Below are 16688 nucleotides of genomic sequence, written 5' to 3' on the forward strand. Positions count from 1 at the left end.
ATGACGTTCGACTCCCTGGTCAACCGCGGCGACTACTTCTCCGCGCACTACCTCGCCGAGGTCCTGCCCAAGGATCTCAAGTCCGGTCTGCTCGCCGAGTGGAAGCAGCGCGAGGAGGACGCCGCCGGCGCCGAGCGGCCCGAGGGCGCGCTGCCGGTCACCCCGCGCGCGGGCCTGCGGGCGCTGCGCCGCGCCTACTTCGGGGCCCGCTCGTACTTCACGATGGACGAGGAGCGGGCGGCGACCGGCGACGACGCCGTGACGTACGACGCGCCCGAGTGGCGCGACCGGGTCCGTGCCCTGAATCGGGAGGTGCTGCGCGCGCTCGGCTTCGACGCCAAGCCGGGCACGCTCACCGTCGTGCGCGCCGACCAGTCGTACGAGGTGACGGTCGCGCACGCGGAGAAGGATCTCGTCGCGCTGGACTGCGGCTGGTCGGCGGAGCCCGATGACGCACTGGACCCGGACGGCGCCGGGCGGCTGTTGAGTGAGCTGCGCCTGGACGGTCAGCACACGGTCGCCACCGGGTCGAAGCTCGCGTCGTTCCTGTTCGCGTGCGAGGACGCGCCGCGTTATGTGCTGCTGCTGGTCGGCGGTGTCGTCGTGCTCGCGGACCGGGCCGCGTGGGGCGAGGGCCGGTACCTCGCCGTGTCGCTCGACACCGCGCTGGAGCGCAACGACACCAAGGCGGGCGGCGAACTCGACACGGTGGCCGCCCTGTTCGGCGCGGACTCGCTGCGCACGCCGGAGGAGGGCGGCGAGAACCCCCTCGCCACGCTCGTCGACAAGTCGACGAAGCACGCGGTGGGCGTCAGCAGTGAGCTGCGCGACGGGCTGCGGCTGAGCGTCGAGCTGATCGCCAACGAGGTACTGGACCGGGTGCGCGAGGGCGGTGTCCGCCCGGAGGAGGTCAAGGAACTTCCCGAGCTGGGGCGCCAGTTGACGCGGGAGTCGCTGCGGTATCTGTACCGGATCCTGTTCCTGCTGTACGCGGAGGCCCGCCCGGAGCTGGGCATCCTGCCCTCGGACTACCCCGAGTACCAGATGGGGTACGGGCTCGGCCGGCTCGGTGAGTTGATCGCCGAGCGGGATCTCGTCGACGAGAAGTCCCGGAAGGGCTTCTACCTGTACGAGTCGCTGGACCTGCTGTTCCGCAAGGTGCAGGAGGGTTACCGACCGCGTCGGACGCACGGGGTGGACGCGGAGACGCCGTCGGAGGCCGTGACGGCGAAGACCTCTGAGGACATGGGGCTGCGGTTCGAGCCGCTGCACTCCAAGCTGTTCGAGCCGGAGTCGATCCGGCTGATCGGCGCGCGTGCGGTTCCCGACCCGCGCGTCGAGAGTGAGGGCGAGGGCGGGGAGCGGTTCATCGACACCCGGCTGCGCAACGAGACGCTGTACCGGGTGCTGCGGCTGCTGATGCTCACGCGCGGCAAGCGGCGGGAGCGCGGCGGCTTCATCTCCTACGCGCAACTCGGGATCAACCAGCTCGGGGCCGTGTACGAGGGACTGATGTCCTACTCGGGCTTCGTCGCGGGCGAGGAGCTGTACGAGGTCGCGAAGCACGGTGACCCGAAGGACGGTTCGTGGCTCGTTCCGGCGACGAAGGCCGACGAGTACCCGGACGAGGTGTTCGTCCGGCACAAGGACGAGGTGACGGGTGAGGAGCGGCGGGTCCGGTATGCGCCGGGTGCGTTCGTGTACCGGCTGTCGGGGCGTGACCGGCAGACCTCGGCCTCGTACTACACGCCGGAGTCGCTGACCCGGGTGACGGTGCAGTTGGCGTTGCAGCACCGCTTGGACCAGGACGACACGGTGACTGCTGCTCGGGAACTCCTTGAGTGGAAGATCTGTGAGCCGGCGCTCGGCTCGGGCGCGTTCCTCAACGAGGCGATCAACCAGGTCGCGGCGGAGTATCTGCGGCGGCGGCAGGACGAGTTGGGCGTCGCCATCGACACGGAGAAGTACGCGGTCGAGTTGCAGAAGGCCAAGGCGTACATCGCGCTGCACAACTCCTACGGCGTCGACCTCAACAACACGGCGGTGGAGCTGGCGGAGGTGTCGCTGTGGCTCAACACGATGCATCCGGGGATGGAGGCACCCTGGTTCGGGCTGCGCCTGCGGCGGGGTAACTCGCTGATCGGTGGGCGGCGGGAGATCTACTCCGCCGAGCGTCTGAAGAAGGGCGGCTGGCTGGGGAGCACTCCGGAACGCTTCCCGTTGTCGGAGGCCGTGGCGGGGGCGGCGCTGCCTGAAGGGGCTGTGCATCACTTCCTGCTTCCGGCGAAGGAGTGGGGCGCGGTCGCCGCCGAAAAGGAGGCGAAGGCGCTGGCTCCGGCGGAGGCGAAGGCGCTGGGTGCTTGGCGGAAGGCGATCACCAAGTCGCCGGCGGCCACGCAGACGAAGCGGTTGCAGGGGTTGGCCCGGCGGGCTGAGTACCTGTGGGGGCTCGTGGTGCGGCGGCTGGAGATCTCCGAGCGGGAGATTTCGCGGCGCGTGGATGTGTGGGGTGCGGAGGACGGGTGGCTGCGGTCACCGGAAGTTGCGGTGCCGAGGGAGAAGGTCAAGGCGGACCTGGAGGCGGTGGACACGCCGTACTGGCGGCTGAAGACGCTGATGGACGCGTGGTGTGCGCTGTGGTTCTGGCCGGTGCAGAGTGCGGCGCTGCTGGACGGGTCGGCGGAGGTGTACACGCGGGCGGCGGAGGTTGCTTCGCAGTCGGCGGGGTGGACGGTGTCGGCGGCGCCGGCCTCGCCTGCGGATGCGGTGCCGAGTCAGGCGGGGGCGCCTGCGCGGGAGACGTATGAGTCGGAGGACCTGTTCGGTGAGGTTCAGGTCGTCGAGGTCAAGGCGAAGGCCGCGCGGGGTGGTGGTCGCAAGGAGCAGATTCGCGGTGAGCGGCGGGCTGTGATTCCGCTGGCCTCGCTGGATGACTGGCTGGACTTCGCCGAGTCGTTGTTGGGGACGCAGGATGTGGCTGCGGACTCGTTGGTGGCGCAGTTTGACACGCTGGATGAACTGGAGCGGTACGAGGACGAGTTGCCCGAGTGGATGGGCATGGAGCGGTTCACCTCGCTGGAGTCGCGGTATCCGTGGGCGGCGGTTGCTCGGGATGTGGCTGAGCGGCAGGGGTTCTTCCATTGGGAGCTGGAGTTCGGCAGCGTTTTCGGGGCGCGGGGTGGGTTCGATTTGCAAGTCGGCAATCCTCCCTGGGTTCGTCCTGACTGGCTGGAGGACGCTGTACTTGCAGAGCTGGAACCATGGTTCAAACTAGCACACAAACCCGCTATGGAAGATGTGCGCCTTCGAAAGAATGAACTACTGGCATGTAAAGCTAACTTGGGCTTTTACATGACTGAACTCACAGGAGTAGTCGGCACAGCGACGCTACTCAGCTCGAATTTTGCGTATCCGCTACTCAATAAGACCCGACCAGACTTCTACAGGGCTTTCATGTGTCGGGTATGGGGCAACACTAACGCGTCCGGAACAGGTGGCCTTATTCACCCCGATACACACTTCGGCGGGGTCAAGGAAGGCCCACTACGTGAGGCTGCCTACCACCATCTTCGAGTCCATGCCAGCTTCGTAAACGGATCCAACTGGGCATTCCCTCGCCCAGTTGGCGATACCGCCATCTTCGGGATTCACATCTATAGTGCCCCGCACCCAGTAAATTTCCTGCATATTAGCCACCTGTACTCCGCTGAAACTCTCCGTGACTCCCTTACATACGAAACTAAGGGACCACTGCCTGGAATTAAACACAGGGGGAAGTGGGACCTACGCCCTCATAGAGCCCGTCTTGTAACTGTCGACATGGAGCGGTTGACCGAATGGAACCGGCTCGCAGGCGAGACGGCCGTACCTGACACCCAAGCACCACTTCTGTACCCGGTGACGGTAGAAGAACAGGGTGCCGTGCAAACAATTTCACTTTTTCCGCACCGACTGGATCGGTTCGAACCGCGCATCACGGTGGGATTCTTTGAAAATCTCGCCACGAAAAAACTGGGCCTTTATACGTGGAATACCTCCCAGGTTAACGACCTTGCCGAAGTCATCCTACAAGGGCCGCACTTCTCTGTTGCAACACCAATCAGCAAAGAGCCAAAAATCCCCTGTAAGAGCACGAACGACTGGTACTCACTGGACCTTCGGTCGCTCAGGTCTGACGCCGCACCTCGAACTAACTACGTTCGTAGCACCTCCACGGATCGATTCCGTGAGGCACAGGACATGTGGTCCGGCCGTCGCTATACAGAGTATTTCCGGCTAGCTTGGCGACGCATGATCCCTTTCAATACAGAGCGCAGCCTTTTCGCTGCCCTTATCCCTCCGGGCCCTACACATGTCGACGCCGTGAATTCCATGGCGCTCAGCGATAACCGCCTAACCGCCCTAAATGCAGGATTCTGGGCCTCCCTGCCACTCGACTATCTCCTGCGTATTACAGGCCGATCCGACCTTCGGGTGTCCGAGGCTCATAAGATGCCAGCACCTAGCCCCGACCACCCTTTGGCTGCTCCACTTCTCCTCCGCACCCTCCGTTTGAATTCTCTGACCCGCTCCTATGCTCCCCTCTGGATGGAGCTATATGACCCCACTTGGCCTGGCTACGAGGAGTGGGCTAACTCGAACTGGCCAAATCTCAAACCACTCGCTACTCATCTGGTGCCAACGTGGGAGCATGAGACCCCCCTCCGCACGGAGCACGAGCGCCGGGCCGCCCTCGTCGAACTCGATGCGTTGGTCTCCGTCTGGCTCGGCATCACGGCCGATCAACTAGCGGCAATCTACAAGTCTCGTTACGCAGTTCTTGCGGACCGGGAAGCAGCTATGTACTTCGACGCACAAGGACGTCGGATTTCTGCCGACTCCTATGCGTTTGGCTACGGCCAAACTAAGCAAGCCTATCTCGACCTGATGGCTCACTTGGAAAACCCGGCTACGACCCCGCCCCCAACTGGCTACACCGCCCCGTTCTACAAGGCGGACCGTGAGGCTGAGATGCGGGCCGCACACGCGCACTTCCAAGCTCGCTTGGACAAGGAAATCGCCGCTGGCCGCTGGGCACCTCCCGCGAAGCGTGAGGTCTGAGTGCCGTTCCTCATGACAACGGTCGGCGCTTCTGAGAGAAGCGCCGACCGTCGCCGCGAGCCACGCAGGCTCACATCGTCTTGAGCAACGCCGTCCAGGCCGCCGAGCCGACCTTCAGCACAGGCCCTCCCTGCGTCACGCACTTCGAGTCACGCACGTGCACGTCAACAGCCGTGAGGGCCACCTCAACACACTCACCACCCGACCCCGTGCTGTAACTGCTGGTGCGCCAGAGCAGGTTGGTGCCACCGTGCGTCGCGTCTTCCGCGTTCATAGTTCTCCCAGCATCTGTTCGAGGAGTCCCGTCGACTCGCGTGGAGTCAGGGCCTGAGCACGCAGGATGCCGTACTGCTCCTCATACTCGCGCACCGACCTCCGCTCAGTGAAGAGACGGCTGTCGTTACGTGCCTCCACATATGCGAGCCGCTGGCCCTTTTGCGTCTCGTACAGGGTGAACGGCCCGTCCAACGCGGCATGTTCCACACACCCAACAGGCATGACCTGTACGACCACGTTCCGGTGCTGCGCGCGCAGCAGGACCTCCTCCAACTGCCCCCGCATAACGTCCCACCCGCCGAGAGGCCGACGCAGCACATGCTCCTCGATGACGAAGCTGATCGTGGGCAACGGCTGGCGGTCGAAGATCGCCTGGCGAGCGAGACGTGAGCCCACCCGCTGGTTGACCGTCTCCGGGTCCAGCAGAGGCAGCCACATCTCACAGACCGCCCGCGCATACTCCTCCGTCTGCAACAGACCCGGCACGGCCTTGCTGGCGTACACATGCAGCTCAACCGCCTCCGCCTCCAACTTCGCCGCGTCCCGAAAGAACGACGGATACCGGGCCCGAGCCACCTCCTCCTTCATCACCGCCAACAGCCCGCCGGCCTCCAACACCGCATCCGCCCGCTCGATGAACTCCGGCTTCGGAATCCGCCGCCCCAGCTCCACTGACGCGACCATGTCCTCGCCGTAACTGAGCCTCGCCCCCAACTCAGCACGCGTCAGCCCCCTGCTCGTCCGAAGCAACCGCAACATCTGCCCGAAGCACCGCAGGATGCCCGTCTCGCTCTCACCGTGAGTCGTCGTCACCGGTGACCTCACCTCGCCCACCCGCACAGTGGTGCCGCCCGCACCACACCCGGCCATCACTCACAGCTCACCCTAACGACACGCACCGTAGCCTTCGCGCCACTTGGCCCCACTTCCCCCGTACCGGGGACGAGCCCCCGCCCTCCCCGTACAGCCCCCGCATGTACACGCACTTCCGTCCACCCGCGATGTGGGACAAGGGGAATGCGCGAGCACGCAGACAGATGACTTCTCCCGCGGCAGGCCCGGTTCATCGTGCGACTGTGGCAGCGCCTCTCAGCTGGCCCGGCCCAAGGTCATCGTGCGGGATCCTGGTGTGAAGTCGGCGAAGGACTGTTGCCAGGACTCACCAGGCCAGTAGTACGTCACCCGACCCTCGACGGGTCGGTAGCGGGCGGTGTAGAGCGTTCTCGACCCCTGCTCGTCGACGGATCGATACAGCGGCGGCTCCAGCATCGCCGCCACGTCCGTACCCGCTGCGCGAATGGCGCGCAGCCGCTCCTGCGTCCCCATGGCCCGCTCCTGCTCGTCGGTCACCGGCAGGTGCTGATGATTGGCGGCGCAAGCGTCCGGTGCCACCATCGGTGACATGTCCGGTCCCACGAACACCGTCATCGCCTTCACGGAATCGACGAGGGTGAGGTTCTGAGGGGTGGCAACTGGCAGGGACCGCAGCCTGTCGACCGCCTCATCGACGGTGTCGCACGTCTCCAGCAGGTAGCGCACCAGGATGAGAATGGCGAAGCCGCCTCCGTGGGCGGTACGTCCGCCCCAGGTGAGCGAGACCGCGAGACCGGCGTCGTTCATTCCGTCCAGCAGGCCCCACAGCATGTCCTGCATCCCGATCACGGGGCGCAGGAAGCAGGAGGAGACAATGGTCCCCTCGCATTGATCGGGCGGGAAATCATAGTTGCGCAGCAGAGTGCCGTTCTGGCCGGTCTGGGTGCAGGCAGGGGAGAACGGCCGCAGTGCCGCGTGGGTGAGGAAGGCCTCTGCCGCGGGCCGGTTGAGCCAGCCGACCAGGCGGTCCAGAACCGGGACCAGTTCCGGCATGTGCGCACGGAACAGCGCCCGCACACGCTCCGCGCCTTCCGGAGTGCGGCCCTCCTCGGTCAGCAGGCCCTCCATCTCCTGCCACAGGGCCCGGGCGTAGGCAGCCCACCGCCCGTCGCTGCCGTCGCCGACCTCGATCGCCTGGAAGGTCTTGTGCTGTTGCCGCACGGCTACCACTCCCTGTGAGAATCGGATGAGGAGGGGGCAACCTAACCAACGGGGAGGGCAATCACCAGGTGGCCGCCATCGGCGACGGTCGGGCGCTGAATATTGTGAAGCCGCTGAACGCGAGTGTGGCCGATTGAGCCGCGTCCGTAGGCGGAAGGTCCGCTCCATCGCCCCTCGCCGCTACTCTCCTACGAGAGCGCTGACGACCTCTCCCCCGACGACACGATCGTCCTACCCGCCACGACCACTACCGCGATCCTGGCGATCGGGCGGGCCGCTGGCGGCCCGCTACAGGTCAGGACGGTGGGTGAGGAACCGGGGCTTGAGGTGGGGGTGCGCGGGAAGCTGGGCCGCTGCGGGCGAAGACGACCAAGCCGCCGTCTGTTCATCATGACGCGGCCCTCTACCACGAAGGTTGTACGTCGTGCCGGGCTACGACGACGGGTGCACGAGAAGGTCAAACCGGCACGGGACGACACCGCGGTCACGCCGCACGTAGCGTCTCGCACCAGCACCACGGCGGCATGGCAGAACGTCCACCAGCCGCCGCGAGGATCACGGACTCCGAGCAGCGGAAACCCTGTCAGGAGCCGCGAAGGACCGATGGGAGTTTGGGTGACATGAAACTGAAGTCGAAGCTCGCAGGGGCGCTGCTGGCGACCGGACTGGCCGTTTCCGCGGTGCCGTTGACCGCGGCTCCCGCGCAGGCCGCCGGCAAGCATGTCGGAGTGAACGGCAACGAATCCCGCTGCTATTCGAAGGGTTTCTACGTCTGCTTCTACTACAGCACGTGGGGCAACGCCTACTGGGGCGGCTACAACGACGACGCCAACCTCGGGAACAACTACTACCGCTCCGGTACGGGGTCGGGGTCCGGGCAGGCCGTCCGTAACAACGCTCGGAAGATCCAGTGCGACTCGTGGGCCGTTTCCTGTGAGAGCTACTACTCCCCCAGCTATGCGGGGAACTTCGACTGGCTCTGGGGCGGGCAGCGCGGGGAGCTCTACTACACCTGGAACGACAACGCGTCGGTCAGGATCGTCGGCTGATCCCGACCACCGGTCCGCGAGTCCCGGGGCTGCGGGCAGGCGCGGCGGCCCACGGCCCCGGGACCCTTCCCGACACCGCATGCCGTCCCCTGTCCCTCCGATGAAGCGGATTCAGCCCATGGCTCTGCATCCCCGCCGACTGACCTTCCCGGCCGCGCTTGCCGCGACGGTCCTGATGTTCGCCTCGGCGTGTACCGGCCAGGACTCCGGTCCCGGAGCGACCGGGGTGCCCTCCCCGACCGCGCCACCCGCGCCCGGGGAGGTGGTCCTTCCCATCAACGCGTACCTGCCGACCGCCGACGACCAGGCCCGGATGGGGCGGGCCAGGGCGATACTGATCGACCGCTGCATGCGCAGATTCGGCCTCTCCTTCCCCCAGCCTTCCGCGGCCGCCCTGGAAGCCGGCGCCAAGGACAACGGTGTGTACGGGAACAAGCGCCGCTACGGAGTGACGGACGCGGCCACGGCACAGCGATACGGGTACCACTTGCCGTCCACCGTGGACCGAGTCTCCCAGGACGGCGAGCCGGATGGCACCGAGGCGGGAACCGGGGCGGAAGCAGGGAGCGCCGAGGGGAAGCGCAGTCGGCGGCGGGACCCCGCGTACGCGGCCGTCCTCAACGGGCACGAGGGGAACGAGTCGGAGCGCGGTGCGCGTCGGGACGACGTCCCCTCCGGCGGCTGTGTGGGCGAGGCCGGGGCGAAACTGGCCGAGGCGGGCAGCGCGACGGACGGTTTCTCCTACGCCAAGGTGGCCTCGGACATCAAAGCGGATTCTCATTTCCGGTCGATGTCCAGCACGCGCGTGACCGCGGCGTTCAAGGAGTGGTCCCGGTGCATGCGGGACAAGGGCTATTCCACGACCGCTCCTGTCGGCGAGCGCCTGCCCTTCGACATCGACAGTGCCCGGGTGAGCGAGAAGGAGATCGAGAGGGCGCTGGCCGATGTCGCGTGCAAGGAGCGGACGCGGCTCGTGGAGATCTGGTCCGGTGAGGAGCGCAGATACCAGAACGCGCAGATCAAGGAGCATTCCACGGAGTTGCGGACGGCCGCGGAGGAACACCGGAGCCGTATGAAGGCGATCACCGCGATACTTGCCCGCGAATGAGCGATGGACGACTGCGCCATCGTGTGCGGCCCGTGGAGCCGTCCCGCGGGTGCGGGTGTCCGCACCGGAAGGGCGAGGGGGGTCAGCTCTGGGCGGTGGGCCGGACGACGATGTCGTTCACGTCGACCGCGGCGGGCTGTTCGATCGCGAAAGCGATGGCCCGGGCGATCGCGTCGGGCGGGATCGCGATGTCGTCCCGCATCTTCGTGATCTCCGCTCTGACCCGGCTGTTGGTGGACGCCTCGGCGAAGTCGGTCGCCGTCGCACCAGGTGAGACGGTGGTCACCCGCAGCGAGTCGCCGGCTTCCTGGCGCAGTCCTTCGCAGATGGCCCGGACCGCGAACTTGGTGCCGGCGTAGACGGCCATGGCCGGCACGATGCGGAACGCGGCCGTGGAGGCGACGGTGATGAAGTGACCGGTGCCCTGCGTCCGGAACACCGGCAGCGCGGCGCCGATCCCGTGCAGTACGCCCTTCACGTTGACGTCGACCATGTGGTCCCACTCCTCGACGCGCAGATCGTCGAGAGGCGAGATGGTGCCGACTCCGGCGTTGCTGACCAGCACATCAAGTCGGCCGAAGCGCTCACCGGCCAGCGCGACCAGGGCCCGCAGGTCCTCCCGTCGGGTCACGTCGGTGCGGATCCGCACGGCCGTGCCGCCTGCCTTCTCGATCCGGGCCACAAGGTCCGCCAGGCGTTCGGACCGGCGTGCGCCGAGGACGAGTCGCGCGCCGCGTTCGGCGAGCAGCAGCGCTGTCGCCTCGCCGATGCCGCTGCTCGCTCCCGTGATCGCCACGACTTTGTCCTTGCTTCCGGACATGCGTTGTCCTCTCGCCGGTATGACCGTTCGAGGCCGTCGGTCATGCCGCGGCCCGTGCTCGCCCACCACTCTCCGAGAGGCTTAGCCTGGTATCCAGACCGTACTTATTCTGGAACTGAGGGTGCCACCTGCCATGCCCACGCAGCCGGACCAACGCCGTCAGCTCAGTGCGTTCCTGCGCAGCCGGAGGGAGCGCCTGACCCCTGACGAGGTGGGCCTGCCCCGGACCGGCCGCCGTCGGACTCCGGGACTTCGCCGGGAGGAACTGGCGTTGCTGGCCGGGATCAGCGCCACCTGGTACACGTACCTGGAACAGGGGCGGAAGATCCGCGCCTCGGAACAGGTGCTCAACGCCCTGGCCGCGGCGCTGCGGCTCGACCGGCACGAGCGCGATCATCTTCTCCAGCTTGCCGGTCACGCCTCCGCGGCCGAAGCCGGGGAACACGAGCGGCTGACGGCCGAGGCGCGTGCCGTCCCCCTGTTGCTCCAGCCGCACCCGGCGTACATCATCGGCGGCACCTACGACGTCCTCAGCCACAACCAGGCAGCCCGCGAACTGTTCCCGGGACTCATCACCGAGGCGGACCGGCCCGCCAACTTCGCCCGCTGGGTGTTCCTCGAAGCGATGGCCCGGGACGTCCTGATCGACTGGGAACCCGAAGCACGCGGCCTGCTCGGCCGGCTTCGGACGCTGGCGGCGCGCCATCCCGACGACCCGCGGTACACCCGACTGATCGAGGACCTGCACGAGGGCAGCCCACAAGTGCGGGACTGGTGGCCGCAGTACGAGGTGCAGGCCCGGCACAGCGGCCGCAAACGGCTACGACACCCGCAACGGGGAGCGGGCGATTACGCCTACACCGCCTTCCACTTGGCCGAACAACCCGAACAGACGCTGGTCGTCTATGCCGACAGCAGCGAACCCCCCGATGGAAGCGCAGCCGTGACCGGCGACTGAAGGAGGAGGCCGACGGCACGCCATCTGAGAACGCGTCAGCCTTGTCCCCTGCACAGGCCGGTAAGTGGCGACGGTTCACCACCGCCACCAGCCCCTGCGCGCCGAAACCGAGGCCGAAGCATGTGAATGGCCTCTGGACCGGGACTCGTGCCAGCGGCGGCGTTCCCGGCGAAGACGGCGCCGCGATCGGTGCTGGCTGATCCGCTTGCCGCATTCTGTTCCCGCGCCCAGGAGCAGCAGCAACGTCAGAAGTGTGGCCACAACCGTCTGCGAGACACTGGCCACTGGCAGATCGGCCTGGGAGAAGCCGTAGCCGGCCAGCGCCGAGAGGGCCGCCCCCACGGACAGCACCCAGAGGAACCGGCTCGTCGCACCCGGGACCGGTCCTCCCTGGGCTGCCCACTTCTTCACACCTTCGACGAACCAGAAGGCGACCAGCACCGCCCCTTCCAGCCCCGACAACAGGACCGCCAGGCCAAGGTCCAGGACCGCCTTCGACATGCCTCCCATGCTGCCGGGGCAAGGCGGCCGCGCGCCTGAGTACGGCTACTCAGAGGGCGAAGGCGGGCCGGGCCGCCCACGTACCTCGCGTACAACCGCCGTCCGTACAGGCGTCGCTGCTGGTGACGCGCCGGCCGGGGCCTTCACGCTGGGGCCATGCAGGCACCACCCTCCGGTCCGCGGCGGCCCCCGACCACCACCCCTCGCGCTCGGCCCCGGAACGAGAAGACGCACCTTCCACCCCCACCAGGAGGCACCGATGTTCGCCCACTCCGACCGGCTCCCCACTGGGACGCCGTTGCCCGACGGCACCACCACCCCCGTTCCCTGGGGACTGCGCCGTATGGCGCCGTACCCGGCCCTCGCCCCCTCGTACGCCCGCGTCGAACTGGACCCGGCCACCCAGACCGGCCGCTACTTCGACGCCGCCGGTCAGGTGATGGAGATGCCCGGGCACGGGACCAGCACCGGCACCCGGCCCGCCACCAACACCGGGAACCCCTCCGACGGTTCGCGCCCCGGCGGCAGCGGTGGCGGCGACCAGGACACCGGGAACGACACCGACCAGTGACGGACACCCGCCCGGTTCTGGTCGTCACCAACCTGGACGACCCCACGACCGACCTCGTGATCGACGAACTGCACCGCCGGGATGTCCCGGTGGTGCGGTTCGACTCCGGGGACTTCCCCGGCACCCTGTCGTTCGCGGCCACCCTCACGGCGCGCGGGATCGAGGGCACGCTGACGACGCCCACGCGCACGGCGGACCTGTCCCGGGTCCGCTCGCTGTACTACCGCAGGCCCTCCGGGTTCACCTTCCCCCACCTCGACCGCCAGACCGAGCGCTTCGCCCTCACCCAGGCCCGCTACGGGCTCGGCGGGGTCGTGGCCTCGTTGCCCGGCTGTCTCTACGTCAACCACCCGCACCGCATCGGAGACGCCGAGTTCAAGCCCTCCGGGCTCGCTGCTGCTGCCGCTTGCGGGTTCCGTCTGCCGCGGACGACGATCACGTCCTGCCCGGTCGCCGCACGCACCTTCGCCGAGAGCCACGGCCCGGTGCTCCACAAGCCGCTGTCCACGCCGTTGTACCGGATCGACGGCGTCTCCTGCACGGTGGAGGTGCGCGAGGTCACCGCCGACGAGATCGACGACACGGTGTCGGGGACCGCCCACCTCTTCCAGCAGCGGATCGACAAGACCGGTGACGTGCGCGTGACCGTCATCGGCGACCGGATCTTCTGCGTCCGTATCGACTCGGACCTGCTGGACTGGCGTACCGACTACGCGCGGCTGAGCTACCGCGTGGTCCAGCCCCCGCCGGGCGTCCCCCAGGCGCTGCGCGCCTATCTCGACCACTTCCGGCTGGTGTTCGGCGCTTTCGACTTCGCCGTGGACCGGCGGGGGCAATGGTGGTTCCTGGAGTGCAACCCGTCCGGGCAGTGGGCGTGGCTGGAAGCGGAGACCGGGCTGCCGATGGTGGCGGCGATGGCGGATCTCCTGGAGAGGAGGACGGCGTGAACGACCAGGAGTTGAGGACGCGGCTCGTCGAACGGCTGACCGCGGACGGTCATCTACGGACCGGGCCCTGGCGTGCGGCCGTGTCCGCCGTGCCGCGCCACGCGTTCCTGAGCGGCGGCTTCTTCGAGCAGGTCGACGGTTCCGGGCCCACCGCCTGGGCCCCGGTCATGCCGGACGATCCACGGTGGCTGGAGGCCTGCTACGACGACGTCTCCCTGGTGACGCAGGTCGCCGGGACCGTCGTGCCCGGGGACGTCCGCGGGGAGATCATGCGGGCCCCCACCTCGTCCAGCACCATGCCCGGCCTGGTGGTGCGGATGCTCGAGGACCTGCGGGTCGAGGCGGGCCACCGGGTCCTGGAGATCGGCACGGGCACCGGATACTCCACCGCCCTGCTGTGCCACCGGCTCGGCGACGACGCGGTGACCTCCGTCGACATCGACGAGGACGTGTCCACCCGCGCCCGCGCCGCCCTGGGCCACTGCGGGTTCGCGCCGGAGCTGATCGTCGGGGACGGCCTCGCCGGACACGGGGCCGCGGCCCCCTACGACCGGGTGATCGCCAGCTGCGGGCTCCTCACCGTGCCCCCCGAGCTGGTCGAGCAGACCCGTCCCGGCGGGGTCCTGCTGGTGACCCTCTGCGGCTGGCTGTACTCCTCCGAACTGGCCCGGCTCACCGTCCACGAGGACGGCACGGCGTCCGGGCGGCTCCTCGGCGGGCAGGTGTCCTTCATGCTCGCCCGGCCGCACCTGCCGCCGCCGCTGGGGCTGCTCCCCGATCTCGACGAGGGCGACGAACGGCACGCGGTCCTCGGCGCCGACGTGATCGACGACTGGGACACCCGGTTCGTCGCCCAACTCGCCGTGCCCCGGGTCCAGTACGTCACCCTGGACCGCGAAGGCCGCGCGGAGCAACTGTTCCTCGACGCCGACACCGGCGCCTGGGCGCTGCTCCGGGAGCGAGACGGCCGGTGGATGGTCCGGCAGGGCGGGCCGTCCCGCCTCTGGGACGCCGTCGAGGAGCACATCACCCGCTGGCGCGGCGCCGGAGCCCCGCCGCTGGAGCGGTTCACGGTCACCCTCACCTCCGGGCGACCGACGCTCACCTGGCCCGGCGGCTGACCTGCGTCCCACGGCTGCGCTCCGCCCCACCGGCACCACGGGGCGGAGGCAATCGCACACATCATCCGGGTGCCGGTACCCGGCGTGCCCGCGCCGCGATCACCCCCCGTGCGTCACACCGGCAGCGCGTGCAGCTCGGTGCCGTGGAGGGCGAAGACGCGCTCGCCGTCGGTGGCCACCAGCCAGGCGTGGTGGTCACCGGTGCCGTCGTTGAACGTCCAGCGCACGGCGCCGGTCTTCGCGTCCATGGCGATGACGCCGCCCTTCTTGTCCAGGTCCGTGGCGCCGAAGAGGGTGTCCTTCACCTTGACGTACTGGCGCGGTACCTGGAGACCGGCGTCGGCGAGGGCCTCCGACGTCCAGAGCTGCTTGCCTGTGCGCGGATCGACGGCCCGCAACGTCCTGGCGCTGTCGGCGATGTACAGCACGTCCTCCACGACCGAGGGTTCCTTGAAGAGGGTGAACTCCGCTGTCTCCAGGGCCCACTTCTCCTTCCCGTCGGCCAGGTTGAAGGCCTGGAGCTTCCGCCCCTGCGGGACGATCACCAGGTCCTGGTGGACGGCGAAGACGCCGTAGTTGGTCTTGGCCGTCTTGTGCGTCCACACCTGGCTGCCGGTGGCGGTGTCGCGGACGGTGAGGTTCTTCTTGAAGTCGGTGTAGACGAGGTGGCGGCCGCGGACGGCGGCGTGGACGCCGTTCTGCTCGGTGCCGAGGTCGCGTTGTTCCTTCCAGGCGATCCTGCCGGTGGTGCTGTCGAGGGCCGCGATGACGTTCGTCCTGGAGGAGCCGTCGTCCTCGAGGATCTCGGCGACGACGTACACCTGCCCCTCGTCCACCGCGATCGGCCGCGGCTGCCGGTAGTCCTTGCCCAGACGGCTGCGCCACGTCTCCTTGCCCGACGCGGGGTCGTAGCCGATGACGCTGCCGTCGTACTGGCTGCTGGCCAGGTACAGCGTGTCCTTGCCGAGCAGCAGGGGCGCGCCGGGGACGGCGCCGCCGGGCAGGGACCACTTCTCGCTGCCGGTCGCGGTGTCCAGAGCGGCCAGCGGGCTGCCGCTGGCGATCACGGCTCCGCCCGCGACCACGAGTTCGTCGTTGTCGCCGTAGGTTTCGGCCGAGGTCGACTTCGTCCACAGCGGCTTGGGGCCCTGGCCGTTCTTCCCGGTGCCGCCCCCGGAGTCCTTGCCGCCGCCGCTCGGCTTGTCGCCGCCGGCGTTTCCCGCGTCCTCGGCCTCCGCCGCGCCCTCGTCGCAGCCGACCGTGCCGGCCGTCAGGGCGACCAGCGCGAGACCGCCGCCGGTCAACCGCAGCACACGCCGACGGGAAGGTCCGCCGGACATCCCGGATGTTCTGTCGTCCGGCGTGTTGTCTCGCTCAGTCATTGCGGCTTACCCCCGTGGTACGTCAGATCGGCAACATGAACGGGAAGGCCCCACGCCGTCCGGACAAGCGGACGTACGCACGGCCTTGCGATCATGAACGGTAACCGGGCTTCCGCCACGCCCCCACCACCGGATCCCAACCGGGACAGCACCGTGAAGCAATCGAGACAACCCCCCAACGCCCCCAGGGACCCGCCCCGCCGTCACCTGTACAGCACACTCCCGTACAGGTGTCGCCGCTGGTGACACGCCCGTCGCGGCCACCACGCTGACGCCATGCACAGTCGTTCCCCGCAGTCGCCCCGGCTGCTCTCCCTCCTTCCCATGCCCGCCACCGAGTTCGCGATGGCCTTCACCTCCACCCCGCGCGGTGCCCGCCTCGCCCGGCTGTTCGTCGCGCACTGTCTGGACTCCTGGGGCCACCCGCACACCAGTGCCGTCAACGAGACACTGACGCTGATCACGGCCGAGCTGTGCGCCAACGCCGTTCAGCACGGTCGTGTCCCCGGGCGGGACTTCCACGTACGGCTCGTCGCCGAGGCGGACGGCGCGCGGTTGCGCGTGGAGGTGTCCGACACCCGCGCGGAACGCCGGCCCGCCGCCACCGTGCCCGCGGACCCCGATGCCGAGTCAGGCCGCGGCCTCCTCCTCGTCGCCGCCCTCGCCGACGGCTGGGGCGTCACCGACCGCCGCGGCGGCCCCGGCAAGACGGTGTGGGCGACGGTGGGCGTCCCGTCGGGCACCTGAGCCCTCCGCCCCCTCCCGGCATCGTCCGGCGCCGGGACCGGGGCCCTTCAGGTCCGGGATCCGACCAGGTGGGT

Annotated in this window: 14 protein-coding genes; 8 read left to right on the top strand and 6 right to left on the bottom strand. The window is 68.4% G+C overall.

The window, feature by feature from the left end; translation table 11 throughout:
• Positions 1–5100: a class I SAM-dependent DNA methyltransferase gene (locus ACIF9R_RS17915; protein ID WP_399980655.1), complete on the top strand. Its 5100-nt coding sequence runs from the start codon at positions 1–3 to the stop codon at positions 5098–5100.
• Positions 5101–5170: 70 nt separating this feature from the next.
• Here ACIF9R_RS17915 and ACIF9R_RS17920 read toward each other — a convergent pair whose 3' ends face one another.
• The 3 genes from ACIF9R_RS17920 to ACIF9R_RS17930 form a co-directional block, all read right to left on the bottom strand.
• Entirely contained in the window at positions 5171–5374 is a 204-nt protein-coding gene (locus ACIF9R_RS17920) for a DUF397 domain-containing protein (RefSeq protein WP_191879963.1), read from the bottom strand.
• Positions 5371–6135 carry a Scr1 family TA system antitoxin-like transcriptional regulator gene (locus ACIF9R_RS17925; RefSeq protein ID WP_399980765.1) on the bottom strand — a complete coding sequence of 255 codons (765 nt, stop codon included), beginning with the start codon at positions 6133–6135 and terminating at the stop codon, positions 5371–5373. Before ACIF9R_RS17925 ends, ACIF9R_RS17920 begins: the two co-directional genes overlap by 4 nt.
• Positions 6136–6465: 330 nt before the next feature.
• Positions 6466–7410, bottom strand: a complete 945-nt coding sequence (locus tag ACIF9R_RS17930) for a C45 family autoproteolytic acyltransferase/hydolase (RefSeq protein ID WP_399980657.1) — start codon at positions 7408–7410, stop codon at positions 6466–6468.
• A 620-nt stretch (positions 7411–8030) separates the two neighbouring features.
• Here ACIF9R_RS17930 and ACIF9R_RS17935 point away from each other — a divergent pair.
• Together ACIF9R_RS17935 and ACIF9R_RS17940 are read left to right on the top strand one after the other, a co-directional pair.
• Entirely contained in the window at positions 8031–8459 is a 429-nt protein-coding gene (locus ACIF9R_RS17935) for a hypothetical protein (RefSeq protein WP_399980660.1), read from the top strand.
• A 118-nt stretch (positions 8460–8577) separates the two neighbouring features.
• Positions 8578–9567, top strand: coding sequence for a hypothetical protein (locus ACIF9R_RS17940; protein WP_399980663.1), 990 nt, complete (start codon positions 8578–8580; stop codon positions 9565–9567).
• An 82-nt stretch (positions 9568–9649) separates the two neighbouring features.
• On the opposite strand, the gene ACIF9R_RS17945 is transcribed toward ACIF9R_RS17940, so the two are convergent.
• Positions 9650–10387, bottom strand: coding sequence for an SDR family oxidoreductase (locus ACIF9R_RS17945; RefSeq protein WP_399980666.1), 738 nt, complete (start codon positions 10385–10387; stop codon positions 9650–9652).
• Between the two features lie 133 nt (positions 10388–10520).
• Here ACIF9R_RS17945 and ACIF9R_RS17950 point away from each other — a divergent pair, with 133 nt between their 5' ends.
• On the top strand, positions 10521–11345 hold the full coding sequence (locus ACIF9R_RS17950) for a helix-turn-helix transcriptional regulator (protein WP_399980669.1): 825 nt from the start codon (positions 10521–10523) through the stop codon (positions 11343–11345).
• Between the two features lie 75 nt (positions 11346–11420).
• On the opposite strand, the gene ACIF9R_RS17955 is transcribed toward ACIF9R_RS17950, so the two are convergent.
• Positions 11421–11846: a hypothetical protein gene (locus ACIF9R_RS17955; protein ID WP_399980672.1), complete on the bottom strand. Its 426-nt coding sequence runs from the start codon at positions 11844–11846 to the stop codon at positions 11421–11423.
• Positions 11847–12105: 259 nt separating this feature from the next.
• Between ACIF9R_RS17955 and tgmA the strand changes: the two genes are divergently transcribed.
• From tgmA to tgmC, 3 genes are read left to right on the top strand one after another with little or no spacing between them, the layout of a single operon-like run.
• A complete protein-coding gene (gene tgmA, locus ACIF9R_RS17960; protein ID WP_399980674.1) occupies positions 12106–12417 on the top strand; it encodes a putative ATP-grasp-modified RiPP in 312 nt (103 codons plus the stop codon).
• The gene (gene tgmB, locus ACIF9R_RS17965) at positions 12414–13364 is read left to right on the top strand and encodes an ATP-grasp ribosomal peptide maturase (protein WP_399980677.1); all 951 of its coding nucleotides are present in this window, start codon (positions 12414–12416) and stop codon (positions 13362–13364) included. Before tgmA ends, tgmB begins: the two co-directional genes overlap by 4 nt.
• Positions 13361–14485, top strand: coding sequence for an ATP-grasp peptide maturase system methyltransferase (gene tgmC, locus ACIF9R_RS17970; protein WP_399980680.1), 1125 nt, complete (start codon positions 13361–13363; stop codon positions 14483–14485). Before tgmB ends, tgmC begins: the two co-directional genes overlap by 4 nt.
• A 113-nt stretch (positions 14486–14598) precedes the next feature.
• On the opposite strand, the gene ACIF9R_RS17975 is transcribed toward tgmC, so the two are convergent.
• Entirely contained in the window at positions 14599–15867 is a 1269-nt protein-coding gene (locus tag ACIF9R_RS17975; RefSeq protein WP_399980683.1) for a PQQ-binding-like beta-propeller repeat protein, read from the bottom strand.
• A 276-nt stretch (positions 15868–16143) separates the two neighbouring features.
• Here ACIF9R_RS17975 and ACIF9R_RS17980 point away from each other — a divergent pair, with 276 nt between their 5' ends.
• Positions 16144–16614, top strand: a complete 471-nt coding sequence (locus ACIF9R_RS17980; protein ID WP_399980686.1) for an ATP-binding protein — start codon at positions 16144–16146, stop codon at positions 16612–16614.
• The last annotated feature ends 74 nt before the right edge of the window (positions 16615–16688 follow it).

This window comes from Streptomyces sp. NPDC086080 (assembly GCF_044540255.1).
GTDB lineage: Bacteria > Actinomycetota > Actinomycetes > Streptomycetales > Streptomycetaceae > Streptomyces.

Excerpts from the sequence above, each read along its gene's own strand:
- ACIF9R_RS17915 (WP_399980655.1), top strand. The coding sequence starts at position 1 with ATGACGTTCGACTCCCTGGTCAACCGCGGCGACTACTTCTCCGCGCAC.
- ACIF9R_RS17920 (WP_191879963.1), bottom strand. The coding sequence starts at position 5,374 with ATGAACGCGGAAGACGCGACGCACGGTGGCACCAACCTGCTCTGGCGC.
- ACIF9R_RS17945 (WP_399980666.1), bottom strand. The coding sequence starts at position 10,387 with ATGTCCGGAAGCAAGGACAAAGTCGTGGCGATCACGGGAGCGAGCAGC.
- ACIF9R_RS17980 (WP_399980686.1), top strand. The coding sequence starts at position 16,144 with ATGCACAGTCGTTCCCCGCAGTCGCCCCGGCTGCTCTCCCTCCTTCCC.
- tgmA (WP_399980674.1), top strand. The coding sequence starts at position 12,106 with ATGTTCGCCCACTCCGACCGGCTCCCCACTGGGACGCCGTTGCCCGAC.
- ACIF9R_RS17935 (WP_399980660.1), top strand. The coding sequence starts at position 8,031 with ATGAAACTGAAGTCGAAGCTCGCAGGGGCGCTGCTGGCGACCGGACTG.
- ACIF9R_RS17950 (WP_399980669.1), top strand. The coding sequence starts at position 10,521 with ATGCCCACGCAGCCGGACCAACGCCGTCAGCTCAGTGCGTTCCTGCGC.
- ACIF9R_RS17940 (WP_399980663.1), top strand. The coding sequence starts at position 8,578 with ATGGCTCTGCATCCCCGCCGACTGACCTTCCCGGCCGCGCTTGCCGCG.
- ACIF9R_RS17975 (WP_399980683.1), bottom strand. The coding sequence starts at position 15,867 with ATGACTGAGCGAGACAACACGCCGGACGACAGAACATCCGGGATGTCC.
- ACIF9R_RS17955 (WP_399980672.1), bottom strand. The coding sequence starts at position 11,846 with ATGTCGAAGGCGGTCCTGGACCTTGGCCTGGCGGTCCTGTTGTCGGGG.
- ACIF9R_RS17925 (WP_399980765.1), bottom strand. The coding sequence starts at position 6,135 with ATGTTGCGGTTGCTTCGGACGAGCAGGGGGCTGACGCGTGCTGAGTTG.